Consider the following 26,542-nt stretch of genomic DNA (forward strand, 5'->3'; position numbering starts at 1 on the left):
CCTTATTTGGGAGTGGTCCGGCCCGGCTTGGGCGGTTTAGTCTGCTTGCCCGTCTTTGGGTCATACTCGCCTAGATGCTTCTTTCCATTTTTGTTGTATTTTTCTAATGCACCATGCTGGTAGTCCCATTCATAGATGTTCCCGTCTTTATCCTTCCAACGCTTCCTGTCGGTAGGCGACTTCACCTGAATCAGGCCGGGAATACCAGTAATCTGTTCCGGTTTGGATGGGGCGGGAAAATACTTTTGGTCGGAATCCTTGCCTCCCTGTTTCTCGTTGTACGCAATCTGTACACCGCCGGCCGAAAGCTGGCTGGCCATGTCGCCTAGCATCGATGCGGGCATAGGGGCGTCCGCAATTGTCCCGGACATCAACTCGTAGGAACCGGTTTCCGTGGTGACAAGGACCAGCGCCACATTCTGACCGCCGGGCAAGGTCACAACGACGTTGCGCATGCGTTCGTCCTGCTGGCCGGTCATGCGGATTGTGGTGCCGTCGGCAAGCGTCTGCGTACGGTTGATGGCCGCGCCCGCGGTCGTCGGATCGAGCAGGTAGAAGATCGCACCGGCAATCGTTGGGGCGGCGGCCCGCTTGGCGATCGTCGTGGCGGCCGAAACCATATTGTCGAACGTCGCAAGGCAGGTCAACGCCCCCTCTGGCGTCATGGGGATCGGTCCGTCCGCAGTAGGAATCAAGCATGTGATCGCCGCATGGGCTGGCGTGATCAGCCAATCGAACAAACGGAATTCGGTTTCGCTTCTCTGCTGACCACAACTTGCCAGCGCCGCCCGCACTTTGGGATCGTCCTGATAGGCAAGCAGCTTTTTGCCACCCTCGGAATCGGCAAGCGACATCTTTCCGTCATCTACCATCCGATCGAAGGCCTTGCCCACCGCCTCGGTGAGCGTTTGGCCAGCTTCCATGGCAGCCTTCAGGCTGTTGGTCGACAGATACACCTCAACGTCGACATGCTTGTCCTTGGTGATCTGGTAGGCCTGATCGGGATCGCGGTTGAGCTCGTCGAGCGGCAGGGTCGAGGTGCCGTCCGTTTCGAGGGCCGCCTGCCTTTCCTCGTTGCGAACCTCGATCTCTCCCGGGCCGACGGTCGCGTTGACCTCCTGTCGGGTGTCGTCGAGCTTGTAATTGCCTTCGAGCGTCGAGTTGCCGACCGGATTGGCCGACGTGCCTTCACCACCCGTCAGATCGATGCCGAGATTGGCGTTGAAGCCTTCGTATTGCTTGGCGCCGTCGAAGTTTTCATGGGTGAGCGTATCGGTGGAGAGCTTGAGGTCGCCGCTTTCCGAGACGATCTTGCCGGCGCCGAGGTGGGTGTTGCCGCCAACGGTGACGTCCATCTTGCCGTCGGAGACCAGGCCCGACTGCTCCGAGATCCAGTTGGTCGAACCAGAGCCCTTGCCGCCGCCGATTTGGACACCCGATACCGATGGCGACGAGCCGAGGGCACCGCCGAGGCTGAAGCCGCCGGAGGCGGAGCTGTTCTTGCTCTTGCCGGTGTCAGGTGTGGAGACGATTGCGAGATCGCCGCCGACATCGGCCTTCACCGTGTCGCCGGAAGCCACGGCGCCCTTCAGCGTCGTGTCGTTGCCGGACTTGAGCGTGACATCGCCGCTGCCGGTGACATGTGTGTTGACCGCCGTCGTGCCGTCGGATTTCGACTTGCCGGTCGACGCTCCGACATTGCCGGTCAGGCCAATGCCGGGCACTCCATTGAGACCGATGCCGCCGCCGATGCCGATGCCGGCATTGGCCGACTTGCTGCTCGACGAGGAGTTGTTCGACGCTTCGGCGTTTTCGAGCTTGATGTCCTTGCCGGCGGAAAGCGCGATGTCGCCGGCCTTGTCGTTGTCACTCACAACGGGCAGGCCGTCGGCGTCGTAACCGGCGGCGATCTGGGTGCCACGGCCGGTCAGATCGCCAGACACCGCGTCGATCGTAACCGACTGGCCGGCGCGGATATCGGTGGTGACCGGAACGGAGGCTTCGTTTGCGAACTTGTCCTTGGAATAGTTGAAGCCGACCGTCAGCGATCCCGAGACGACATTGCCCTTGACGATGTTTTCCAGCGCGTCATAGGCCTTCAGCGAGGCAAAGGCGGCATTGAAAGCCGAATAGCCGTCGGAGATGTTGCCGATTTTGTTGGCGGCGTTGCCGACGCTTTCGGCGGCACTGACAAGCCCCGTCGAGACCGACAGGGTCACGCCGGCGAAGAGTTGCTCATGCACTTCCTCATAATTGGAGCCGTCCTGGGCGGACAGTAGGTTGACGTCGCGCTGGGCGGTGATTGCCACATCGCGTTCGGCCTCGACCTTGGCTGCCTGCAGGTTGGCGTCGCGGCCGGCGCTGATGGTGATGTCGCGGCCCGCAGAAAGGTGCGAGCTCGAATTGGTCTCGGCGCTCCGGCGGACTTCGTCCTTCTTCGAGCCATAGCCGATACCGATCGAGGCACCGCCATTGCCGGAGGAATAGGCGATGCCGAAGCCGGAACGCTTTTCCTTTTCCTCGGATGAGGAGCTTTCAGCACCCGGCGTGATGGTGACGTCGCGGGCGGCCTCCAGCCGGATGTCGCGCTCGGCCTCGATGGCCGAGCCGATGACGGCCACGTCGCCTTCGCGCGCCTTGACGGTGACGTCCTCGCCGGCGGTGATCGAAGAGCCGACATTTTCGGTCGAGGTTTTCCGGCTGTCCTTCTGCTCCTTGCCCCAGAGCGAGATGAAGCCATCGCCCGAACCGGCAAAGAGGCCGGACTTCTTCTTCTGTTCGGCGTCGGCGTGTTTTTCCTCCGCGCCGAGGATCGCGACATTGTCGCCCTCGATCGTCACGGACTGACCGGCATCGATGTTCGAGCCGGCGATTGCGACATCGTCGCCGGCGTTCAGCGTGACATTGCCGGATGCGCCGAGCTCAGAGGCGACTGTCGTTTCGTGCTGGCGGTCTTCCGAGGCGCTGGTCTTCGAGAGAAAACCCTTGCGCTCCGACTGCGCGTGTTTTTCGTAAGTGTCCTTGCCTGACGTGACGACCAGATCGCCTCCGGCCGATACGGAGAGATCCGCCTTTTGGTCTTTGGTGCCGGCTTCGAGCGCCGAAGCAGAGACCAGCGTGTCGCCGCCGGAGCGGGTGGACACCCCTCCTCCGCCGGAAACCGACGAACCGACCGAGGTTTGCGCGGCTTCATGCCTCTTCGTCTTGTCGCCGCCGCCGTCCCAGACGTAATTTCCGGTCTCGCTGTTGCGCGCTTCAGCGATCGTCAGGTCGCCTTCGGCCTTGAGGGTGACGCGCTCCTTCGCCTCCAGCTTGCTGCCGACGATGTTGAGATCGTGATCGCCGGTTCCCTCACCGGCATTGGCCGTGATCGAACCCGCCGCCTTGATTTCCGACGACTGGTGCCGTTCGGTCGAAACATGGCTCTTGCCAAAGCGTTCCGACGTCGTCTCCTGGGCTGCGGTGATGTTGATGTCATCGGCCGCCTTGAGGGTGACGTCGGCACCGCTGCGGATCGACGAGCCGGAGATGAGGATGTCGTCGCCGGCCTTGACGGTCGTCGAGCCGCCGGAGACGAGCTGCCCGTCCTGCTGGCGTTTCGCGATCACCGTCTTGTAGCCGTCATCGGTCTTGCCGGTGACGTCTGTACTGACGACGTTGACCGACCCTTGCGAGGTGATCGTGAGGTCCTTGCCGGCTTTCGTGCCACTGCCGATGATCGAGACGTCGGCATTGCCGGCGATCGTCAGGTTGCCGCCGGCCTTGATTGCGCTGCCGGTCGCATTTTGCGAGCCGGCATTGTCGACCTTCAGGGCATCGAGCGTGATGGTATTCGCCGAAAGTCCGACATTGCCGGCAACATCGACCGTGGCCCCCTGCAGTTTCAGTCCATCATTGGCAAGAAGCGTCGCATTTCCACCGGCAACGACTGCCGCATTCGGATTGACAACATTCATGCCGCCGATATCGAGCGATTGCGCGGTAAAGGTGAGGTCGCCTGTCGAGGCCAGCTGAACGTTGCCGCCGGCTTTGATGCTGCCGCCATCGACCTTGATGTCCGTTGCCTTGATCGTGAGATCGGTCTTGGCTGCAATCGCGCCGGAATTGGCGAGCTTGCCGATATCCATGTTCACCGAGTTGCCGGCAATCAGCGCGCCGGCCGCCGTCAGCTTCTCCTTGTCGGCATTGGCGAGATAGACGACCGGGGCGAGAACCTCGACGCCCTGAACGACCTGCTTCTCGTAGAGCACGAACGACTGGGTGAGCCGCGCGATCTGTTCGGGCGAAAGCCGCTCGCCGATCGAAAGCTTGTTCTCCTTGACGTAGGCGATGCCGTTGTCGAGCAACAGCTTCATTTCCTCGATCGCATCCTTGCCGGGATCGAAGGTGCCGCCGAGACCATGACCCGTCTGCTGCCGGATCTGCCGATCGATCAACTGGTTTTCGAAATAGGCGTCGCCGAGGAACGGCACGCGGGTGTCGGGCTGATAGCCGACGCGGTCGAGATAATAGCCCGAGCCGTAGAACTTGCCGACGTCAAGGAACGCTGCCCGCGTTTCGAAAAGGAAGACCTGGCCGGGGATCGTTCCGCCGAAGCCTCCGGACTCCGGTTTGGCAAGGCTTGCGAGCCGGTCGACATCGACCTGCGGCGCCTCCTTGAGGTTGCCGGAAAGGGCGCCCGCGACGGGAACCGTCGCACCGGGCGTGTTGGACTGAACTGCGGCGACAACCGTGGTGCCGGCGGTGGCGGCCGGAGCGCCCCCGGAAACGTTGCCGCCGGCAACTGTAGTGGCCGGCCCGTTGGCAATGCCACCGCCGGTCACGCTTGGCGCAGCCCCCGCACTGACGCGGCCGCCATCTGCCGACAATCCGGAGGTGGCGGAGACTGAACTTCCACTGGCCGAAAGCGCCGGCCCTGTGGTAACCGTCGTGCGTTCTCCCGCAAGCGTCGTGGACGGGGCTACGAGCCCGCTGCCGGCGGTGAGTGTCGTCGTCGTTGCCGAGGGGCCAGCGGCCGCGGTGACGGTCGCGATTGCGGCCGACGGCCCACTGCCTGCTGTCAGCCCGGCGCCTTGCGCGACGCCGAGCAGCGCGGCGTTCGGCGTGAAGAGCGCACCGCCAGCCGTCAGACCGGCAAGAGCGGCAAGCGGATCGCCTGATTTCGTTGTCGGCGCCAGTTTCGCCGAGCCGGCGACAGAGCGGTCGGCAGCGGTGTTGCTAAACGTGGCAAAGCCGCTGATGTCGAGATGCCCGCCTGCCTTTACCGTTCCCGCTTCGACACCGGTCGTCTCCACTTTTGAGATGATAGAGGTGCCGGCGGCGATGTCACGGGACGGGTCGCGATTTCCCTGGGCGTCATAGGCCTCGCAGGCGCCACGCGCGTTGCATGTCGTCTGCACAGTCCGATTGAGTGCCAGCCCCTCGTTGCTGAAGGCCGTGCCCTTGAGTGTCGCATTGCCGTCCGCTTCGATCGCGCTGTAGGAATTCGTCAGATTTGTTGCCGTGACATCGAGGTTACGACCTGCCCGGATCATTGCTTGTGGGCTGCCGGCATCAACGATGCGATCCTCATGGATCGTCTGGCTGATGTTGGCGTCAAAGTCCCAGCTATAGGTCGTGCTGCTGTCGGCGCCGGGGTTGACATATTGCACGATGAAGTGTCGCGACGGGTTGTCCGAACCGTAGATCGGCGCACCGTTCGCATCCCTGGGAACGCGGTCGCGAATCCAGCGGCTGATCTCTCCCACCCATTTCGGTCCATTTCCGGATATCCAGGTCCAGGCCCGATAGGATCCGCCATCGGCCGTCTTGGCCTGGCTCCACAACTGCGGTTCGTAATCCGCCCAGAACTGAGGCCCGATACCGGGATAGAGCTCACGGCCATCGGAGCTGCGCCCGAAGAGGAACGCGTAGGGTTTGCCAGCGACATCGGGATTGAGCTCGAAGCCGGTCTTGACGTCCGATGCGACCGCGACGTCGCGGGTAAAGGTCGGATTGGCGATACGTCTGTTGACGAGACGGTCGGTCCTGATCGAGACGTCGGAGCCGGCCTGGATCAGGCCGGAAATGTTGGTGAGGCTCGCACCGTTGCGGTCTGCCGCAGCACCGGCAATCGTGAGATCGCCGCCGGCCATGATCGCGCCGCGGTCATTGAGGGTATCGCCGCCGACAAGAAGATTGATGTCGTTGCCGGCGTAGATAAGACCGGTCGGCCCGTTGCTCACATTGCCGGCCGAGACCGAAAGATCGCGTCCCGCTGCGATTTGCCCGGCATTGTCCAGCCGGGCAAGCGTCAACGCGATGTCGCGCTCGGCGAGCAGGATCGTCGCTACATTCTGGTCGACGCCCGAGGCCGCGATCTTCATGTCGCCGGAACCACCCGACCGGCGGACCGCGTTGATCGAGGCGCTAGAGAAATCTGCCCTGCCGACCAGCCTGAGGTCGAGGCCGCCGAACGTATAGGAACTGCCGGCAAAGCTGGCATTGTCCGCGGTGATGACAAGCGTGCCCCCGGTCGCGATGCGTCCGCGGTTGCCGCTGAGATCGACGCTGCGGGCAACAAGCGTCATGTCGCCGGCGGATCGGGTCGTCCGGTCCAAGCTGATCGAGCCATTGGCACTTGCCAGGCGCGCGGAGCTGAAACTCTGAAGGCTGCCGTAGGAAACGTTCCGGTTTGCCGAAACGTCCATCTGTCCGGCGCTGACGAGGCTCGAAGCCGTCACTTCGGCGGAGGAAGCCGCAAGCGTCAGCTTACCTTGCCCCTTCAGCGCAAGCGTCCCGTTCGAAGACGCCTCGGTGGCGGCGAAATCGACGCCCGAGACCAGCGTATCGACGGTGACGGCATCGGCCCGTAGCGTAATATCGGAACCGGCAAGTGTCTGGCCGGTCAACCGGATGCTGCCGTTGGCGTCGACCGTAAGGTTGCGGCGGCTTGTCGCCTGTGCCGAAACGTTGTTTGCGGCTGCGACGGTCAAATCGCCGGCCGACAGCAAGGTTCCCGCCGTCACATTGCCCGTGGTCGCCCCAAGCGTCAGCGCGCCATCGGCGCCAAGCACGATATTGCCTGACGGAGAACGCTTCGTGGCCGCAAAGTCGACGCCGGAGACGATTGCGCCGGCGCTGATGCTACCGCCGCGAATGCTCACGGTATTTCGACCGAGAAGCGAACCGTCGATGACGGTGGATCCGTCGATCGATACGGCACCGTGGGCCGTGACGCTGTTGGCTGCAAAGGTGGCGGAACTGCTGGTAAAGTTACCGGCCGTCAGGATCGAGCCGGTTTCGACCGGCCCCGCGATCGCATTGATCGTCAGGTTGCCCCAATTGGAAAGTGCGATCGCGCCGTTGCCGGTTTCGGTTGCCGCAAAATCGACGCCGGCGGCAATGGCGGTTGTCTTCACCCGGTTGCCGGTAATCGCAACATCCCGGCCGCCGAGAATCTGGTTGCTCTCGAGCTCGCCGGTAAGGCGGATGTCATTGCGACCGGTGATGCTTGCGACAGCCACCTTCGATGCGGTCGCGACAAGGTCACCGGCCGACAACAGCGAGCCGGACGTCACATTGCCGGAGGTCGCAACAAGTGTCAGTGCACCGCCGGCGCCAAGGACGATGTTGCCCGAGGCGGAGAGTTTCGTTGCGTCGAAATCGACGCCGGATACGATCGCGCCGGCGCTGATGCTACCGCCACGAACCGTGATGCCGTTTCGAGCAAGCAGCGAACCGTCGATGGCGGTCGATCCTTCGATCGATACGGCGCCATGTGTCGTCACGCTCTTGGCGGCAAAGGTGCCAGAATTGCTCGTAAAGTTGCCAGCCGTCAGGATCGAACCCGTTTCGACCGGCCCAGCGAGCGCGTTGATCGTCAGGTTGCCCCGGTCCGAAAGCGCGATGGCGCCTCTGCCGGCTTCGGTTGCCGCAAAGTCGACGCCGGCGGCGATCGATGTCGCCTTCACCCGGTTGCCGGTTATCGCGATATCGCGTTCCCCGAGGATCTGGCTCGCTTCGGTCTCGCCGGTCAGACGAATGTCCTTGCGCCCGGTGATGTTCGTGACCGCGATCCTTGATGCGGTCGAGGTGAGATCACCGGCCGACAGCAGCGAACCGGATGTCACATTGCCGGAGGTCGCAACGAGGGTCAGCGCACCGTCGGCGCCGAGCACGATGTTGCCGGAAGCCGAACGCCTGGTCGCGGCAAAGTCGACACCCGAGACGATCGCACCGGCACGGATGCTGCCGCCCCGGATCGTCACGTTGCCCTGGCTGAGCAAGGAGCCGTCAATCGCAGCGGAGCCTTCGATCGACACGGGGCCGTTCGCGGTCACGCTCCGGGCGGCAAAGCTACCGGATTTGCTGTCAAGCGAACCGGCCGTCAGCACCGTGCCGGCGTCGACGCTTCCCGAGGGCGCCTGGATCGTCAGGTTGCCGCGCCCGGCAAGCGCGATCGCGCCCGTTCCGGTCGCTGCGAAGTCGATCCCGACTGCGATCGAGCCTGCCTTGACCTTCGAACCGGCAATCGTGATGTCTCGGCCGCCGAGGATCTGGCTGGCCTCGGTCTCGCCGGTCAGGCGGATGTCCTTGCGCCCGGTGATGTTGCTGGCCCCGATTTTAGATGCCGAAACGTCGAGGTCGCCGGCCGACAGCAACATGCCCGTGGTCAGCTCCCCCGAGAGGGCCGTCAGCGTTAGCGCACCATCGTTGGCAAGGACGATATTGCCCGAGCCTGAACGCTTGATCGCTGCGAAGTCGACACCGGAGACGATCGCGCCAGCGCTAATGCTGTCGCCGCGGATCGCGACGTTGCCCTGGCCAAGCAGCGAACCGTCGATGGCCGTCGTCCCGTCGATCGAGACCGCGCCGTGGGCGGTCACGCTCTTGGCGGCGAAACTGCCGGACTTGGCATTGAATGAACCCGCGGCCAGCACCGTGCCGGCCTCGACCCTTGCCGAACCGGCATCGATGGTCAGGTTTCCGCCACTGGAAAGCGCGATCGAGCCGTTTCCGGCTTCGGTGGCGGCAAAGTCGACACCCGAAGCAATCGAGCTTGCCTTGAGCCTGCCGCCGGAAATCGCGATGTTGCCGCCACCGAGGATCTGATTGGTTTCCACCTCGCCGGTGAGCCCTATCGCCTTGCGGCCGGTTATGTTGGCGACGACGATCTTGCCGGCCGCCGCCGTGAGGTCGCCGGCCGACAGCAGGGTCCCTGCCGTTACGTTGCCGGAGGTCGCCGTCAATGTCAGTGCCCCCTTGGACCCAAGCACGATGTTGCCGGAGGCCGACTGTTTCGTTGCCGCAAAATCAACGCCGGAGCCGATTGCGCCGGCCGCGATGGCGCCACCGCGGATCGTCACGTCCCCCTCACCGAGCAGCGAACCGTCAATCGCGGTTGCGCCGTCGATGGATACCGCGCCATTCGCTGTCACGCTCCTGGCGGCGAAACTGGTGGATTTGCTGTCGAGTGCGCCCGCGGTCAGAACAGTACCGGCGTTGACGGTGCCGGACGCCGCATCGATCGTCAGGTTGCCGCGATCAGACAGTACGATCGAGCCGCCTCCGGCTTCGGTCGCTGCAAAGTCGACGCCGGAGGCGATCGACGTTGTCTTCAACTTCGTGCCTGCAATCGCGATGTCGCGGCCACCGAGAACCTGGTTGGCCTCCGTCTCGCCGGTCAGGCGGATGTCCTTGCGGCCAGTGATGTTCGACGCCGCAATCTTCGTTGCCGTCAACGACATGTCGCCGGTCGAAAGCAGCGTTCCTGCCGTGACGTTGCCGGACGTGGCCGTCACCGTCAGTGCACCATCTCCGCCGAGCACAATATTGCCGGCGGCCGACCGCTTCGTCGCCTCGAAATCGACGCCGGCCGCAAATGCGCCGGCAGTGACATTGGCACCCCGGACCGTAACGCCGGCCTTGCCAAGCAGCGAACCGTCGATGGTCGTCGTACCGTCGATCGAGACCGCACCGTGTGCGGTAACGCTTCTGGCGGCAAAGGTTTTCGACCGGTTGTCGAACGCGCCGGCGGTTAGCACAGTGCCGGCATCGACATTGCCGGAAGCCGTGTCGATCGTCAGATTGCCGCGGTCGGAAAGCACAATCGATCCGTTTCCAGCCTCGGTCGCGGCAAAGTCGACGCCCGAAGCGATCGACGTTGCCTTCAAGCCGCCGCCGATCACGATGTCGCGGCCGCCAAGGATTTGCCTGGTCTCGGTCTCGCCAGTCAGGCGGATGTCCTTGCGGCCGGTGACGTTCGAGGCAACGATCTTCCCCGCCGTTGCTGAGAGGTCGCCGGCCGACAACAGAGTTCCGGCTGTTACCTGACCGGAGCTCGCATCAAACGTCAGCGTTCCCTCGGGTCCGAGCACGATGTTGCCCGAAGCGGATTGTTTCGTGGCAGTGAAGTCGACGCCGGAGGCGATCGCCCCGGCACGGATGCTATCACCACGGATTGACACATTGCCCTGACCGAGAAGCGAACCGTCGATCGCGGTGGAGCCGTTAATCGTGACGGCACCGTGGGCGGTGATGCTTGTGGCTGCGAGCGTGCCGGAACGGCTGGCAAAGTCACCCGCGGTCAGGACTGCGCCGGCCTCGACGCTGCCCGAGGCCGCATCGATCGTCAGGCTGCCGCGATCCGAGAGGGTGATCGCTCCACGGCCGGCGTCGGTCGCCGTGAAATCGACACCGGATGCGATCGAGCCGGCCTTTACGCGATTTCCTCCGATCGTGATGTCGCGTCCGGCCAGAAGCTGATTCGTTTCGACCTCGCCGACCAGGCGGATGTCCCTGCGGCCGGTGATCTCACCGGCGTTGATCTTTGCTGCCGTCGCCGAGAGGTCGCCTGCCGACAGCAGCGCTCCGGCCGTGATCGACCCGGATGTCGCTGTCACCGTGAGGACACCGTCCGTGCCGAGGACGACATTGCCGGAAGGCGCGAGCCTCGTTGCGACAAAATCGACGCCCGAGACGATCGCCGCGGCCCTGACGCTGTCGCCGCGGATGGCCACGTTCCCCTTGGCAAGGACCGAGCCGTCGATCACCGCAGATCCGTCGATCGAGACCGCACCATGGGCACTCACACGCCTGGCCGTCAACGCATTGGAGCCGCTTGTGAAATTGCCTGCCGACAGGATCGCGCCGGCCTCGATCTTTCCGGAGGTCGCATCGATCGTCAGGTTGCCGCGGTCGGAAAGCGCGATTGCGCCCGAGCTGGAATTTTCCGTGGCAACAAAGTCCACGCCTGAGGCGATTGTCCCCACCTTGACGTTGCGGCCAGAAATCCGAACGTCGCCGGCGCCGAGAATCTGGTCGGACTCCACGTCACCCGCGAGGTTGACGTTCTTGTGGCCGGTGACCTTCGAGACAGCAACTTTCGCCGCGCTCACGACGAGATCGCCGGCCGAAAGCAGCGTGCCGGCGGCGACATTGCCCGCGGTTGCGATGATCGTGATCATGCCTTGCGGCCCGAGCACGACCTCTCCGTTGCCCGCCCGCGTCCTTGCCAGATCGACGCCGGAGACCAGCGTGCCGGCCGTCAGATAGTCGCCGATAGCATCAATGTTGCCGGCGGCAAGCAGGCGCTCGCGGACCACGGCGTTTCCATGGATCCGGACATCGCCTTGCCCTGTCATCGCGCGTGCGTCGAGGCGAGACGTATCGATTTGAATGCGGCCGGCGCCAAGGACGGTGTCGGCCGAAACATTGTCGCGGGCCGACAGTGTCAGATCTCCGGTCCTGTGGAGAGAAAGAACGCCACCGGCGGCATCCGTCGCGGCGAAATCCACACCGGATGCGACGGTCCCCGCCTTGATCGAGTTGCCGGAAACGGCAACGTTGCCCGACGCCAGCATCTCCCTGGAGACGTCGGCGTTGCCAGACACTTCAATGTTGCCATGGACCTTCACGGTTCCGGCGACGAGCCCGCCGACGGTTGCGGAGAGGTCTGCTGCCGACAGCAGCGTGGTGGCTCTGACCGTGCCCGAAGCGGCGTTGATGGCGATCCCGCCGTCACCGGCAAGCATTGCCTTGCCACCGGCAGCATCAGTGCGATCAAAATCAAGGCCCGCGATCAAGGTCTCGATCGTGAAGTTTCCGCCTGAGATCCCGAGATTTTTGCCGGCGAACAACTGCCCGACCGTTCCGTTGCCGCTCATGACATCGACATTGCTGCGCCCTGCAATGGTGCGAGCCTCAAGCTGCGCCGCATCGACCGTCAACTTGCCGGTGCTTTCGAGCACGTCGGCCTTGATGGATCCGTCGCGCGCGACGAGAGAAAGGTCCGCGGTCTTCGAGGCACTGCCCGCCGCAATGGACGTGGCCGCAATCGAACGGCCATCGATATGCACGTTGCCGGTGCCGGAGATCCTGCCGCTGACGGCCACGTCGCCGCTGAGATCAATATTGCCGCGGCTGCTCAGGTCCTTTGCGGCAATCTGGCCGGCCGTCGCCTTGAGTGTGCCGGCAGCGAGCATGGTCCCGCCACGGATCTCGCCAGACGCCGCGTTGATCGTGATGCTGCCCCGATCTGTCAGTGCGATGCTTCCGCCAGCCGTGGTGCCGGCGAAGTCCACGCCGGACACCAGTGTGTCAACCGCGATACGCTTCCCGGAGACGACGATGTCGCCTCCTCCGAGTATCTGGCCGCCAACGGTCACGTTGCCCTTGATGTCGATTGCGCCTCGTGCGGAGATGCCTTGCGAGGAAAGCTCTCCGGCTGTGACAATCAGCTGCCCTGCGCTCGTAAGGGCGCGAACGTTGACGTTTCCAGTGTCCGCAAGAAGACTGAGAATGCCGCTGGCACTATGAGATATTCCGGCACCGGGCTGCGTGCTGGCCGCGAAATTGACGCCGGAGGCAATCGTGTCGGCGACGATCGTGCGCCCGTCGATCAGGACATCGCCGGCTCCGAGGATTTGGCCGCGAGCATCGACGTCTCCCGCGATCGTGACGGCGCCATGTCCCCGGACCTCGCCGAGCTTGAGGGAATTGGCCGTGGCGTCGAGGTGGCCGGCTGCGAGAAGACTGGCAGACTCGATCGTCTCATTCGCCGAAAATGTCAGGTTGCCCGTGCCGCCGAGAAAGGTTTTGCTGGTTCTGCTGGCGTTCAGGTCGATGCCGCTGACAACGGTGCTGGATCGGATGTTACGCGCCGCTGCGCTGATGTTGCCCTGGGCAAGCAACTCGCCGCTGATGCCGATATCGAGACCGGCGTGCAGCGTAAGATTGCGGAAGCTGACGAGCGATCCTGCCGAAAGGGCGCCCGATGCTGCCGACACGGTGATGTCACCCCCGGCCTTGGCCGAGCCGCGCACCTTGACGTCGCCGGCGTCGCTGCGAACAGACAACGTATCCCGGACATCGAGGTTATCGATCGAAACACCGCCCGACGAATTCAGCACGATGGAGCCGAGCGTGCTTGCGTCGCCCGCGATGCTGAGGAGGCCGAGGCCGCTTGCAAGCTCGATATCGCTGTCGGCCGCGACCGACTGCAGCGTGATCCCGCGATCTGCCTTGGCGACGACACGCTTCTTCGAGGTAACTTTGCCGGCCTCGATCTTCGCTTTGGAATTGAGCTTAACGCCATCGGCGCCCGACGCGTTGCCGATCGAAATCTTGCCATCCGCGGAAAGCGACAACTCGCCGACATTGGCGGCCATGTTGCCGCGCATGCGGACCCCTGCCCCCTTTTCGGTAACGACGATCTTGATCCGGTCCGCCTGCATGGCACCGAGCGCCGAACCATCGATGGCAAATTCGGGCGTGCCCGTCGTTGCCTCCAGCGGGGTTATGTCGCCCGAGGCATAACCGACCTTGTTGCGCCCGGCCGTAAGCCTGAGATCCTTGGCATGAACCGGGCCGTCGATCCTGATGGATCGCGAGACGATGTCGAAGAGATCGACCGCGCCCTGGCCCGCGGCGAAGTTGCCGCCCTTTGCTCCGATGGTAACGTCGCCGTCCCGCACCGTAACGCCGTTCAACCGCCCGTCAGCGCCGATATCGGGCGTTCCCGTCGTCAAGGTCGTCCGGGGCGTGTTGATGAAACCGCAGCCATCGCAGGTAATTCCGTTCGGATTTGCGATGATGACGTCGGCCCTTCCGCCAAAGACCTCGGTCGGACCAAGCAACTGGCTGCGGCTGCCGCTTGTCACCTCATTGAGGATAACGGTGGCCGGACCGCTGTGCCTGAGATTGGCGTTTCCCGGCGTCACGCCACCGAGCAGCGACGTGCCAACCTCGCCATTGTGGTTGTTGAGGATGAGGCCGGGTTCGCCGACATTGAAGCGATCGTATTTGTTGTGCGAGAGCCCCTGGGCGTTGGGCGTCACGATGTCGACCAGTGGCACGCCGTTTGGCGCAGCTCCGATGCCGGGCTGATTGGAGCCCGGTGCCGTCGCGCTCGCAGACACCGACTGGGCGTTGACGAGTACCGGCTGCATGAACAGGACGGCACTGAGCAGGATCGAGATGCAGCGCTTCAAGAACGAGCCTGCCCACGGACGCCGTTGGGGACCGATCTCAATATGCGCAATCATCTTGTCCATTGTGCACCTGCTCATGAAACGTACCGGATCTCGACTGACGCCCGCTACGCGGCCGGCGTCAGCAAGCTTCTGCCGGCTTGCGCCGGGAAGAATGACTGACCTATTTCTGGGTCAGCCATGCCTTGACTTCTTTTGTGAAAGACGTGGCGAGCCGTGATGCCAGGGCATCCTTTTGACCGGAGATGGTCGCCGCATTGACCGCGACGGCGACGATCACGCCCAATCCGCCTCCCTTGACGCCGTTGTCCTGTGCGCGGACCCTGGGTTCCACCGCGATCAACGCGCCCGTGGCAGCGTTCTCCAGGCGCACCGTCCCCTCAATCGAACTGTCACCACCGACGAGGATGCGCTCGCCCTCGCTGCTGACATCAACGAGGTTCAAGGTGACGACCAGACGGCCGCGGACAGGCCCTCCGGGAAGGCCGACGAGTTCCTGACCCAGCTTGCTCTTCAATGCGCTAACGACCGCAGACAGTTGCGGATCGGGCTTCCCCGACTTGAAGAGATTGCTTCTGCGCACATCGGGAGCCGTTTCGACGCGGATCTCGGAGACGGATGTGTCCTTCAGCGCCTCGACCAGGCGTTTGTCCGTGGTCGTGCACGACGCCAGGACAAACGCCATCACGCCGAGGACGCCAGCGCGCAGGACCAGCCGCCGCGCAAGCCCACCCGGCCTCGAAAAAGACCCTCGGGAAACGTCAGGTATCATTGATCACCACCGTACAGATGTGCTGACGAAGAACAGGCCTGCGTCAGCTTTGTTGTCTCCACCCACTTGCGCGTGGGAGTAGCCCATATCGAGATTCATGCGCCCGCCCACGAGGCGGGCGCCGACTGTCCAGCCAAGCATGTCACCGCCCTCGATCCGGTGGCGTGCCTGCTTGAAGATCCGGCCGTAGTCGAGGCCAAGATACGGCCTCAATTCGCCAAGCAATTCAGCAACACCGCGGCTCTCCTGCCAAGGCATGGTGCGCCAGGTGATTTCGTTGCGGATGAAGAAGCCATTGTTGCCGAAGAGCACTCCGTCCCTGGTTCCGCGCACGTTGGAGTAGCCGCCAAGCGACATCTGCTCGGCGCCGAACAGGTTGTCGGGCGAGTACTGGCCATTGACGAGGGAGCTCAATTCGAACTGCTGTCCCTCAAGCTCGACCGGCAGGCTTGCGGTGACCGTAGCGGAGAACTTGGTAAAGCCCGGATCGGCATCGCCGGCGCCAGGTGCACCGGGCTCCACGGCGCCGAAGAGGTCGAGGCCCTGGTCCGCCACGACATCGAACGTCCAGAGCCCGCCGAGCATCCGCTGCGAATGGGATAGCCCGAGAGAGCCGACGGTATAGCGACGGCTTCCGACCTCGATGTGATTGCCGAGGAGGAAGTTGTCCGTCTCCTTGTAGGTCAGCCCGCCATGAAGCTGGGTGAGCGACTCCTTGCCACGATGAATGACGCGCTCGACGGTGGTGCCAAACTGGCCCGATGTGCCCGACGTGTTGACGTTGGAGAAATTGCCGGGAACCGAGCTTTCATATTGGTACCAGGAGCCGTTGGTCGTAAACGTCCAATAGCCGTAGGGAACACTGAAGGATCCGGAGAAGCTGTCGCTCTTGCCCCAGCCATCATCATCGCCCGGATAATCCGGGCCCGTCCGCTCGTAGGTGAACGACGTCAGATCGTTGAGTTCGAACAGATTGTCATTGCGCAGGGAAAAGGCGCTCTTCGAGGTCCCGGTCTGCTTCTGGCCAAGATTGTTGTTGCTCAAGGAAATATGCCAAGGCTGGCCGCTTTCGATGCCGACGTTGAGGATCGAAGCCCCCTCGTCCGCCCCAGGCAGCATTTCCGTCTTGGCCTTGTTCGATGGCAGCCGGTTGATCTGGTCGAGCCCCTGTTCGATGTCGCGAATGTTTGCAGGCCTGCCGAGAACGCCGGGGAAGGCCGATTTCACGATGCGGGAGTCCCGAGCAGGCTTGCCGTTGAGATAGATGTCGGAGAGTGCACCTTCGACCACGACGAGCCGAAGCGTGCGTGTTGCTGCGATATCCTGTTCGGGCACGTAAGCTCTCGACGCAATGAAGCCGCGATCGAGATAAAGGTGCGTGATCTTGCGCAGAAGATCGTTGATTTGCGCAATGCCGACACACTGACCGGCATATTGGCCGGTCAAGGTGGCGATCTTGTCGGAGGGGATGATGCTCGCCCCCTCGACGGCAACACGCTCGACGACGAAGCAGGGTCCTGTCGAACCGGGTATGGGAGGGGCCGGAGCAGCCTCGGCCTTGTCCGCCCCAGGCGTTTGAGCGCCGAGGGCATTGAGCCGTTCCAGCCGGTCCTCCTGAGCCTGCGTGCGCGAGAAGTCATCGGCAGGCGTTTGGGCATAGGCGGTGGATGCGCCAAGCGACAGCGCAGAGCCGATCGAAACCGCGAAGATAATCAGCCCCCTCACGCCGGCGCCTGATCAGTTCGATGCGGTCGGTTCTTTGAGCTTGTTCAAGGCTGCCGTCAGCCCCTTGAGCGAAAAGCGGATCGTGACATTTTGACCGTTCATCAGCCGAAGCCGCGCTGCGCCCGTCTGGCCTTTCTGCAAGGCCGCCAATGTGGTGGGCTCCAGCCGCTGCTGCACCCAGCAACCCGCCTGATTGCAGTTGCGGTAGGCGGTGTCGGTGATAGCCTTGCCGTCGACATCAAGTCCGAAGCCGGCGGGCAGGAAGATGTTGAGTGGAACGAGGGCCGTCAGCAACAGAGCAGCGTCTTGTTGTTTCTTCCCTTTCGTCTCCGCTTCCGGGGCGGTCTTGGCGATCGCAAGGGTCAACAGGCTGACGTCCTCCTCCCCTTGCTTGACCCGTGCAACTTGAACAACCTCGCATTGAGAGACGGATTTCCCATCCTCAAGAGCAACCTCGCCGCAGCGATAGCTCCAATCATCAAATCTTTGGGTGGAAATAGCGGAAGCTGCGTCTGCCGGCTGGGTTGGTGTTTCTTGTGCACCGGCAGCATTTGCCAGCAAAAGAGAAAGCGAAAGAACACCTGCAGACGCGAATTTCATGCCCATCCCTGACTAAGCCATTCCGTGCCGGCCGTGGCCGTACACACCAATTGATTGCGCAATTGTTGCCGCTAATTTCTCCGGGCACCAAAGTCAACGCACTTATGAATGGTTGCAGGGATCATCCTTGGTTAAGTTTCCATGGACTTTACCAAGCCCATAAAAATCAAGTGGATTTGAAGTGATTACCTCGCACCTTCTCTAACCTTGCCATATATATCCGCAGAGCCGACGCCGACTTGTCTCGATCGGACGTTGCGCAGGAACGGGTACGTGGCGCGTCTCAAAACGCGCCCCTGCCCTTTCGAACGCCCCCTGCACTCACCGTCGATCGCCCGTGTCACCGGATTGGGAAAATGCGACCGGTCAATGCCTGCGAAAATACGATCCGGCCATCGACGAGCCGTCATTCAAAGGGATGATCGCGTGTCGATAAGGGCCGCTCCGTGGCAACCTGATTCGAGCATTGGGAGTGCAATGCAAGGGTGATCGCCCTGCGAACGACGGCGTTCATATGAACAAAAGTGTGCGCAACTTCATCTCTTGGCCTATGTGAGGTTCGGCAAAAAGCGATGCGATTCCAACGACTAGCGCCGGTTCAGGTACGAAAGCCTCGCAATCGGCGTTAAAGCTTTGTTAACCCTATAATTCTGGACGGTTCAGGAGAATCGTGTTCTATCTCTTGGCGGATAATGGCCGTCAAACCGGTCTTAGGCCGCCAAGAGGGAAAAATGGCGATAGCTCAACGCGCAGAAAATGACGTTCAACTCAAGGAAGACGCCGCCGCAAAGATCTTGCGGCACGCCGGTCTTTTGTCGAACCAGCTGCAGCAGCTGCGAACACGGATGTACCCGCCGAGGTCGGAGAAGGCCTTGCGGTCGTTTCTCACGAACGAAGTCTCGAAGCTGACATCCATACCGGATTCGACCCTGAAGCTGATGTCATCCGAAGGCCGCGGGCCGACGCCGAGCCGCCTTGAGAACAATCACCGGGTCTACACGCTCGCACAGATCAACGAGCTTCGAGAGCTGTTTGCGAAGCAGAAGCCTGCGGAAGCGCTTCGCTTCCTGCCCCGCCGCCGCCCGGGCGAGCACCTTCAGGTCCTTGCGATTGCGAACTTCAAGGGCGGCAGTGCCAAGACCACGACGTGTGTCCATCTTGCGCACTATCTCGCTCTCCAAGGCTATCGCGTTCTCGCACTCGATCTCGATCCTCAGGCATCGCTGTCTGCAATGTTCGGTGCGCAGCCTGAACTCGATGTCGGCGCCAACGAAACCATCTACGCAGCCCTTCGCTACGATGATGCCGAGCGCCGTCCGATCAGGGACATCATCCGCAAGACCTATTTCGATGGCGTCGATATCGTTCCTGGCAACCTCGAAGTCATGGAATACGAGCACGAAACGCCTCGGGTCCTGGCGAACAAGTCGAGCTCCGGCGCAATCTTCTTCGAGCGTCTGAAGCTTGCATTGGCAGAAGTCGAACAGGACTACGACATCGTCATTCTGGACACCCCACCCTCCCTCGGCTTCCTGACCTTGAGCGCGATCTATGCGGCGACAAGCATGGTCATCACGGTACATCCCGCCATGCTGGATGTGGCCTCCATGAGCCAGTTCCTGCTGATGATGGGCGACCTGATCAGCGTCTTGAATGAAAGTGGTGCCCAGCTCGACCAGGATTTCATCCGTTATCTCGTAACGCGGCATGACCCGAACGATGCGCCGCAGTCGCAGGTCGTTGCGATGTTGCGACATATGTTCGGCACGGACGTTCTCTTGCCGACGGCCATCGAAAGCACGGCCGTGGAAGCCGCTGGCCTGGCAAAGCGCTCGATATACGAGCTCGAGATGGGCCAGATCGGACGCGATACCCATAAGCGCGCCCGGGAAGCCGTCGACGCGGTCAATGAGGCGGTTGTCCGCCTTATCAACGATAGCTGGGGACGGACATGAGCAAGTCTTCTCGCAAGTCGATTGTCGCGAGCTTCGGTCTGTTGTCTCAAGAACTGGAGAACAAGCTCGCAGACGATCCTCAGCCGGCCTCCCCTGCCCCGTCGCCGCGTGTTGGCGCGGGCGTTGTCGGCGCAGCACATCGCGCTATCGATGATATCAGGGCCGAGCGCGACCGTTTGAAGGCGATCGTCGAGGCGGGCGGCGGAGCGATCCTCGATCTCAACCCCGCCCTTATCGATCCCTCCCCCTACCCCGACCGGTTGGGGGATGATGACACCGGCGATTTCGAGACGTTCAAGCGTTCGATCGAGGCAGAAGGGCAGAAGGTGCCGATCCAGGTCCGGCGCCACCCGTCGTCGGCAGGGCGTTATCAGATTGTCTATGGACACCGGCGCTGGCGCGCTGCCAAGGAACTTGGGCGGAACGTTCGCGCGCTCGAGGTCGACATCTCGGACCTCGATCTCGTCGTCGCACAAGGCATCGAGAACGCGAGCCGGCAGGATCTGACCTGGATTGAGCGCACGTTGTTTGCATCGCGAATGGATGATGCCGGCATCAAGGCGCGCAACATCTATGCGGCGCTGTCGATCGCGGATGCAGAGCTCGCTCGAATGCGCGGCGTTTATCGAACGATCCCGGCCGACGTGATCGAAGCGATCGGACGAGCACCCAAAGTCGGTCGTCCGCGCTGGATAGAGTTCGCAAAAACGATAGCAAGCGATCCAGACTCTCTTGCCCTGGTGCGTCAGGTCCTCTCGCAAGGAACCAACGGCGCCTCGGTGTCGGATCAACGCTTCCAGCGGGCATTTGAGGCGATAAGGCCATCGAACCCGCCACGGGAGAACGGCAGTGATCTTTTTGACCCTAAAGGAACGAAACTCGGCGCCTGGAAGATTTCGACCAGGGAGCTTCGGATTTCTGCAGACGGCCCGCTCGGTCAGGATTTCGTGAAGTTCGTCGGCAAGGAATTGCCGGCCCTCATCGAACGTTTCTCTCTCGAGCGCGAAAGTTAGAAATCGCTGACAAGCTGTCAGTTGGTCTCATCGATAAGGAAATACGGAAAGGAATACCGCAAAAGAAAAAGGCCCCCTAAACGTTGCCGTCGTGGAAGCCTCTCTCATATCTGGACAATCTGAGAATCGCATTTCCACGAATCCCCGTCAAGAGTTTTCGGCACCGAATTGGGTGAGCGGACGTCTTTTGCCTTCTGAAAGGTGAAAGAAGATGCAGAGTGGAAGTGTGACGACGCCTTTTGGGCGGCGGCCGATGACGCTTGCGCTGATAAAACGGCAAGTGGCGTCGACAGAGATCAGGCCGAACAAATCAGTCGACAAGTGGAAAGTGTTCCGGGACGCCTGTGAAGCAAGAGCGCGACTTGGGCTACAGGATCGTGCACTTGCGGTTCTGAACGCGCTTTTGAGCTTCTATCCTGAGACCTATCTCCGGCAAGGAGATGCTCTCATCGTTTTTCCGTCGAATGTTCAACTATCAATCCGCGCGCACGGTATTGCCGGCGCTACGTTGCGACGGCACCTGGCAACGCTCGTTAATGCTGGCCTGATCATTCGCAAGGATAGCGCAAATGGGAAGCGCTACGTGCGCAAGGACAGGGTCGGCGTCGTCGAGGATGCGTTCGGCTTCGATCTTTCGCCACTGCTCGTGCGAGCGGAGGAGCTTGCGCAAATGGCCCAGCAGATGGCTGCCGAGCACGCCTTGCTTCGACGGACCAAGGAAGCGCTCACAATCCGCAGGCGCGATGCCCGCAAACTCATCACTGCGGCTATTGAAGAGGGCGCAAGCGGCGACTGGGGCAAGATCCAGGACATCTATCAGGCAATCGTCGCCCGGATACCCCGGTCTCCAACGATCCATGACCTGGCGCCGATCCTTGAAGAGATGGAGCTGCTATGCTCGGAGATCGTCAATCAATTGGATCTTTTGGATATTTCCGAAAATGTGAGCAGCAATGATGTCCAATTTGAGCGCCACATACAGAATTCATATACCGAATCCTTAAATGAAATTGAACCGAGCTCTGGAAACGAGCTGGGAGCGAAAATCGAGCCAGAGATACGCCCCGTGACGGAGCCGCTTAAGGCATTCCCTTTGAGTATGGTGATGCGCGCCTGCCCCGAGATCAGCATGTACGCTCCTGGTGGATTGATATCGAGCTGGCGTGATCTGATGGCCACCTCCATCGTGGTGCGTTCGATGTTGGGCGTGAGCCCGAACGCCTATCAGGATGCTTGCGAGGTGATGGGACCTGAAAATGCCGCGGTGGCGGTCGCCTGCATCCTGGAGCGGGCAGGACACATCAACTCGGCCGGAGGTTACCTGCGCGATTTGACGTCAAAGGCGCGGCGCGGCGAATTTACTCTTGGTCCAATGCTGATGGCCCTGTTGAGAGCGAATGGAAGCTCGGATCGACGGGTTGGGTAAGCTTTCCGGCGGGCTCGCTCTATCACCGTGTTAGATCGAACTCGACCCGGCCATGTGGAGCAAGGAGCCTGATCCGTTCTTAAGCCGAGAGCCTTTCGGCACGGGTCGAGTGGTCCATTGGCATGCGAGAACGAAGCGGGAAGGCATCGCAAGTTGATGCGACCAGTGCCTGGCGCCGGATCGGTCTTCCGGCCGACGGACACAGCGCGCTACTCGTTCGACGACGATTTTGATGTTGGTCCGTAAAGGAGGCGCGTGGCTCACCCTCCCCTCTCCGTTGGAGAGGCGGTCGCTCTTCTGCATTCGGTGCCCCGGCACTTACAGGCAAGGTACCTCGAGCAGGCGTTCCATTCGCCTTCGTGAGATAGGATGGCGATCCGATGGGTACAACGAGTTCGGTACGCAACGCAAAAGTGCGAACTCTTGGTGGCGAGTGACGAGCGGAGTTGGTGAATGAGCAAGCTTTGGTTGAGCAGCAGAACTTGCGTTGCCCGCTAAGAAACCCTGACAGCTGTCAGGGTTTTTAGTCCGAGTGGTCCTCTATCGCAGGAGGGATAGAGGCTGCAAATCGCACCAAACGGCAACTGGAAGCTACCCACGTAGATTCCATCCCTCCCCCGGTCGCTGGCGATCGGCTCCCAGAAAACCCTGACAGCTGTCAGGGTTTCGCCTTCGGCGCTCATGGAAATATTGCTGCAGCAAAAGCGCGCTGATATCCCAATCGTCGGTCCGGCAACCGTCGAACTCAAAATGCCGCCGGCCTGCCCTGGCTTTTCTCCCCGACGGTCGAAGTTCATACGTTCCGGTGCAGCCAAGACCCGACGTCCTACGCCTTTCGGCAGGTTGTGAGGTCGTACCCTGACTCGCCTTCTTCCCGGTCGTCGCCTGCGCGCGCGACCCGAGCTTCTCTCCTCCGTCGAGCTTCGATTTAACCAGCTCAGCCAAGGCAGCGTCATGGCGGAGATCGAACGTGGCTATCCGAGGTTTGTTCCGATGACGCCGGGCGATCGTCGCTTGACGGTCGTAACGACGGTGGCTGCGACTGCAGAAGCCATCGATGGTGATCAGCCCGTAAACTCCCCCGAGCTTTTCAGGACATCTAGCCTTTTGGCTGCGGATCCCATTCGGCAAGGAGATGGGCATCGACCTCGCATATGACGCCTTGAGGATCATAGGCGATATTGACCGTGCCGTTCAGTTCGGCAGCCAATAAGCTTTCAATCAGCCGGGACCCAAATCCTCTGCGGGTAGGTTGCTTCACCAGGGGGCCACCGGTTTCCTCCCACCGCAGGATCAGTCTGGCGGGAGACCCGGCTTCCAGTGTCCAGGTGATCGCGACGCGGCCCTTGTCGACCGAAAGCGCGCCGTACTTGGCTGCATTCGTGGCAAGTTCATGAAGCGCCAGGCAGATGGAAACGACCGCCCTTGGAGGGACCTGGATCGATGGGCCGGAGACCTCAAAGCGGTCCGGTGAATAGGGTGAAATCGACTGTGCGACGATCGCCCGCAATTCGGCCTTCTCCCAGGTCCCGTGGATCAGAAGATCATGGGCGCGCGCCATCGAGGAGATCCGCGCTTCAAACGAGCGCACGTCTGCGGCGTCCAGTTGACCGTGGCCGAGCGTCTGGCGGGAGATGGCAAGCACGGTCGCAAACAGGTTCTTGACCCGATGGTTCAGTTCGCCAACGAGGACACTCTGGAGACGTTCTGCGTCTTTGCGCGCCGTGATGTCGTGTGCGAGCTTCGATGCCCCGACGATTGCGCCGTAGGCGTCATAGATGGGCGAGACGCTAAGAAGGACATCGACGCTTCTACCGTCCTTGTTGCGCCTTACCGTTTCATAGGGTTCGACCTTCAAGCCAGCGCTCACCTGGCGCAAGATGACGGGCTCCTCGCCCTGGCGATCTTCCGGAACCAGTGCCAGGACGGATCGGCCCACCATCTCGTCGGCCGTGTATCCGTAGAGCCGTTCGGCTCCGGCGTTCCAACTCGTGATCTTCATGCCGAGGTCGATGCCAAGAATGGCATCGTTGGACGAAGCGATGATCGCAGCCAGGCGACGCTCGACGTCTTGTGCACGCTTGCGCTCGGTGATGTCGACAATGATCGCTGTGGCTTGCTGTTGACTGCCATGCTTGTTGCGAAGCGCCGAGACTGAGCTTGCCACCCAGACCAACGTGCCATCCTTTCGCAGACACCGGTTTTCCAGTTCGAAACCCTGGCCGCTTTCAGCCATCATTTTGAACAGCCGGTCGCTCTCGGCGACGTCCTGGGGAAGGCAGATATCGCGTATTCGCATCGTCAGGAGCTCGCGCTCGCTATAGCCGACGATTTCGCAAAAGCGATTGTTGACGAGGAGAAAGCGGCCCGTGAGGTCGGTCTGAACGATGCCTGCAGCCGACTGCGAAAAAATCGCCCGCAGTCGCTCTTCGCTCGCCTGCAAAGCAGTCTCGAACTTCACACGGTCCGTCGTTTCGTTGACGATGCAAAGCACGCCCCGAACGCGGCGCTCCTCGTCGCGCACGGGTGAGTAGGAGATGTCGAAGTGGACCGTTTCCGGATACCCGTGGCGTTCGATATAGAAGGGGCGATCTTTCGCGAAGACCGTCTCTCCGTGATCCAGAACGCTTCGAAGCAGGGGTTCCAGATCGCTCCACAGTTCACCCCAGTTTTCTCTGGCGGGACGTCCCAATGCGCGAGGGTGTTTGTCGCCGATCGTGGGGGCGTAGGCTTCGTTGTAGAGGGCGACGAATTCTTCGCCCCAGAACATCACGATCTGGGCGCGCGCAGGCAGCAGAATGTCCAATGCGGCATTGAGACAGTGTGGCCAGCGCGCTCTGGGGCCGAGAGGGCTGTCGTCCCAGTTATAGGCTTCGATCAGGCGCTCGATTGCCCCAGCTTCTGTGAAATCGTTGCTGCTCTTCAGGGCCAGACTCCTCACCGGTGTGCCTGTGCACTTCAGCTTTTTCAGATGGTTGGGTCAACACGCAAAGTGAAAGAGGGTCCTTGGCATTCTGCTTGAGCCGCCTGGGGAGATTTGCACTCGCAACGGCGCAGCAACACGCCGCGCTCCGGGGAAGGAGGGGGCGCATCTATGGCTTCAGGCCGTCCTCCAAAAGCCGGGTTTGAAGCGATACGGCGACGCCAGATGATCAACCGCGCTGCGTTGCTCGCGTTTCTAGACGGTTGTCGCAGCGAGCCGCCTGTGTGACGAACGTACGGTGAGTGCTGCATGGCCTCATCGCGCGTTCTTTTCTTGGCGCGGCCAAGGCGGATCGACAGGCAGGGAGGAGAGGGGGGGAGGGGAGGAAGCTCCGGTAGGTCGGAGTCGGTATGGGTTCCTGATCAATAAGATCGCCGTCTCGCGGGGCGTCCATTTCCGATGTCAGGCGGCTGCGGAGGCAATGCAGGTCAGGAACAATGCCCGATCGCACGTCAGCCAGGCGCTCGCCGCCGCAGCCTCCAGGCGGGAGAATGGCGGCTATGGCGCCTGGTAGATGTGCCTCAGCGGCGGATGAGGCCAAACCGGTGGGCTTCGTCCAGCAGGTCTCGGACGGAGGAGGGCTGCCATTTTCTGCCGCCCCCTTTCGGCGGCTCTCCCATCAGGTCCAGTTCAGTGGCGATATCACGGAGCGACAGATCGGGATCGGCAATGGCGATCGCCGCCACCAGTTGCATCAAATGGTCCTCCGGGGGGCGTCGCGGGGACCGGGCCAGAAGGTCTTTCTCCGCGCGCTTTTCGCGGACCAGGCGATGAACGGCGCGACGAAGGCGCTCGACGGTCCAGTCCTGGCCTCGGCGATTAAGAACCCGCACGACATTCTGCCAGCTGTGCTTGGGCCGGAGTTGCTGCACCAAGGGCAGCCACGTCCGCGACGAGGAGAGAATTTGATCGAGATAGAGTTTCTCGCGCGCCTTTGAAACCGCCGCAATCGCCTCCGGCCGGCGTTCCCGCAGGCCCGGGTTCCCAGGAAGCTTGCCGCGCGCCTTCGCCGCCTTGATGCCGGCCTTGGTGCGCTCGATGATAAGCGAACGCTCAAGCTGGGCGACCGCGCCCAAGACCTCAAGGGAAAACACGCCTTGCGGGGTTGAGGTATCGATCGGATCGCGGATCGATCGGAAATGCACACCGCGGTCGTGGAGATCCTGGATCACTTGCAGCAGGTGGCTCACGGATCTCGCCAGCCGATCGAGGCGGACGACGACGAGGACGTCTCCGGCGGTGAGCTCTCCCAGCAATTTGGTCAGGACCGGGCGAGCGTGCGCGGCCCCGGAACCGTGCTCCTGATAGATGCGATCGCAGCCGGCCGCCCGCAGCTCGTCCAGCTGGGTATCGTGGACGTGATCATCCGTTGATATGCGAGCATAGCCCATCAGCCGCTGCAGAGGTTGGTCGTTAACTGTTTGTCGCTTCGCCATCGCTCTTTGGAATGCCCTGCTCGGAGATGATTTGGTGTTGGATTAAAAGTGCGTGAGAAATAGATCAATTGCAAACATGTTTTATGATGTGAACGGAAGCTCGCCAGGCGCAAAACGGCATCAGGGGTGACCCACGGGCCATATACGGCAAAGAAGGCGCT

10 protein-coding genes are annotated in these 26,542 nt (G+C 61.8%); 3 read left to right on the forward strand and 7 right to left on the reverse strand.

Annotation, left to right across the window (positions count from 1 at the left end):
• Window positions 1-2 precede the first annotated feature (2 nt).
• From XB14_RS25865 to XB14_RS25880, 4 genes are all read right to left on the reverse strand, one after another.
• Complete coding sequence (locus tag XB14_RS25865; RefSeq protein WP_179119673.1) at window positions 3-14,534, reverse strand: hemagglutinin repeat-containing protein; 14,532 nt, start codon at window positions 14,532-14,534, stop codon at window positions 3-5.
• 100 nt (window positions 14,535-14,634) lie between these two features.
• A complete protein-coding gene (locus XB14_RS25870) occupies window positions 14,635-15,156 on the reverse strand; it encodes a hypothetical protein (RefSeq protein ID WP_179119674.1) in 522 nt (173 codons plus the stop codon).
• 90 nt (window positions 15,157-15,246) lie between these two features.
• Window positions 15,247-16,968 (reverse strand): ShlB/FhaC/HecB family hemolysin secretion/activation protein, encoded by a 1,722-nt coding sequence (locus XB14_RS25875; protein ID WP_077965883.1) that lies wholly within the window; start codon window positions 16,966-16,968, stop codon window positions 15,247-15,249.
• A 12-nt stretch (window positions 16,969-16,980) separates the two neighbouring features.
• Window positions 16,981-17,568 carry an invasion associated locus B family protein gene (locus tag XB14_RS25880; protein ID WP_077967707.1) on the reverse strand — a complete coding sequence of 196 codons (588 nt, stop codon included), beginning with the start codon at window positions 17,566-17,568 and terminating at the stop codon, window positions 16,981-16,983.
• A gap of 692 nt (window positions 17,569-18,260) precedes the next feature.
• Between XB14_RS25880 and repA the strand changes: the two genes are divergently transcribed.
• From repA to repC, 3 genes are all read left to right on the forward strand, one after another.
• Window positions 18,261-19,523, forward strand: a complete 1,263-nt coding sequence (gene repA, locus XB14_RS25885; RefSeq protein ID WP_143348546.1) for a plasmid partitioning protein RepA — start codon at window positions 18,261-18,263, stop codon at window positions 19,521-19,523.
• Entirely contained in the window at window positions 19,520-20,536 is a 1,017-nt protein-coding gene (gene repB, locus XB14_RS25890; protein ID WP_077965887.1) for a plasmid partitioning protein RepB, read from the forward strand. The genes repA and repB overlap by 4 nt, the downstream gene beginning before the upstream one ends.
• A 211-nt stretch (window positions 20,537-20,747) precedes the next feature.
• Window positions 20,748-21,962 carry a plasmid replication protein RepC gene (repC, locus tag XB14_RS25895; RefSeq protein WP_077965889.1) on the forward strand — a complete coding sequence of 405 codons (1,215 nt, stop codon included), beginning with the start codon at window positions 20,748-20,750 and terminating at the stop codon, window positions 21,960-21,962.
• A gap of 494 nt (window positions 21,963-22,456) precedes the next feature.
• On the opposite strand, the gene XB14_RS32860 is transcribed toward repC, so the two are convergent.
• The 3 genes from XB14_RS32860 to XB14_RS25905 form a co-directional block, all read right to left on the reverse strand.
• Window positions 22,457-22,777 (reverse strand): hypothetical protein, encoded by a 321-nt coding sequence (locus tag XB14_RS32860; protein ID WP_143348547.1) that lies wholly within the window; start codon window positions 22,775-22,777, stop codon window positions 22,457-22,459.
• 284 nt (window positions 22,778-23,061) lie between these two features.
• The gene (locus tag XB14_RS25900) at window positions 23,062-24,903 is read right to left on the reverse strand and encodes a PAS domain S-box protein (RefSeq protein WP_419178624.1); all 1,842 of its coding nucleotides are present in this window, start codon (window positions 24,901-24,903) and stop codon (window positions 23,062-23,064) included.
• A 563-nt stretch (window positions 24,904-25,466) separates the two neighbouring features.
• The gene (locus XB14_RS25905) at window positions 25,467-26,381 is read right to left on the reverse strand and encodes a recombinase family protein (RefSeq protein WP_077965891.1); all 915 of its coding nucleotides are present in this window, start codon (window positions 26,379-26,381) and stop codon (window positions 25,467-25,469) included.
• Window positions 26,382-26,542 lie beyond the last annotated feature (161 nt).

Source organism: Ensifer adhaerens (genome assembly GCF_002007205.1).
GTDB classification, from domain to species: domain Bacteria; phylum Pseudomonadota; class Alphaproteobacteria; order Rhizobiales; family Rhizobiaceae; genus Ensifer; species Ensifer adhaerens_D.

What these genes read in the sequence shown, in the direction of transcription:
- XB14_RS25865 (WP_179119673.1), bottom strand. Translation starts at nt 14,534, where the DNA reads ATGGACAAGATGATTGCGCATATTGAGATCGGTCCCCAACGGCGTCCG.
- XB14_RS25870 (WP_179119674.1), bottom strand. Translation starts at nt 15,156, where the DNA reads ATGGCGTTTGTCCTGGCGTCGTGCACGACCACGGACAAACGCCTGGTC.
- XB14_RS25880 (WP_077967707.1), bottom strand. Translation starts at nt 17,568, where the DNA reads ATGAAATTCGCGTCTGCAGGTGTTCTTTCGCTTTCTCTTTTGCTGGCA.
- repA (WP_143348546.1), top strand. Translation starts at nt 18,261, where the DNA reads ATGGCCGTCAAACCGGTCTTAGGCCGCCAAGAGGGAAAAATGGCGATA.
- repB (WP_077965887.1), top strand. Translation starts at nt 19,520, where the DNA reads ATGAGCAAGTCTTCTCGCAAGTCGATTGTCGCGAGCTTCGGTCTGTTG.
- repC (WP_077965889.1), top strand. Translation starts at nt 20,748, where the DNA reads ATGCAGAGTGGAAGTGTGACGACGCCTTTTGGGCGGCGGCCGATGACG.
- XB14_RS25905 (WP_077965891.1), bottom strand. Translation starts at nt 26,381, where the DNA reads ATGGCGAAGCGACAAACAGTTAACGACCAACCTCTGCAGCGGCTGATG.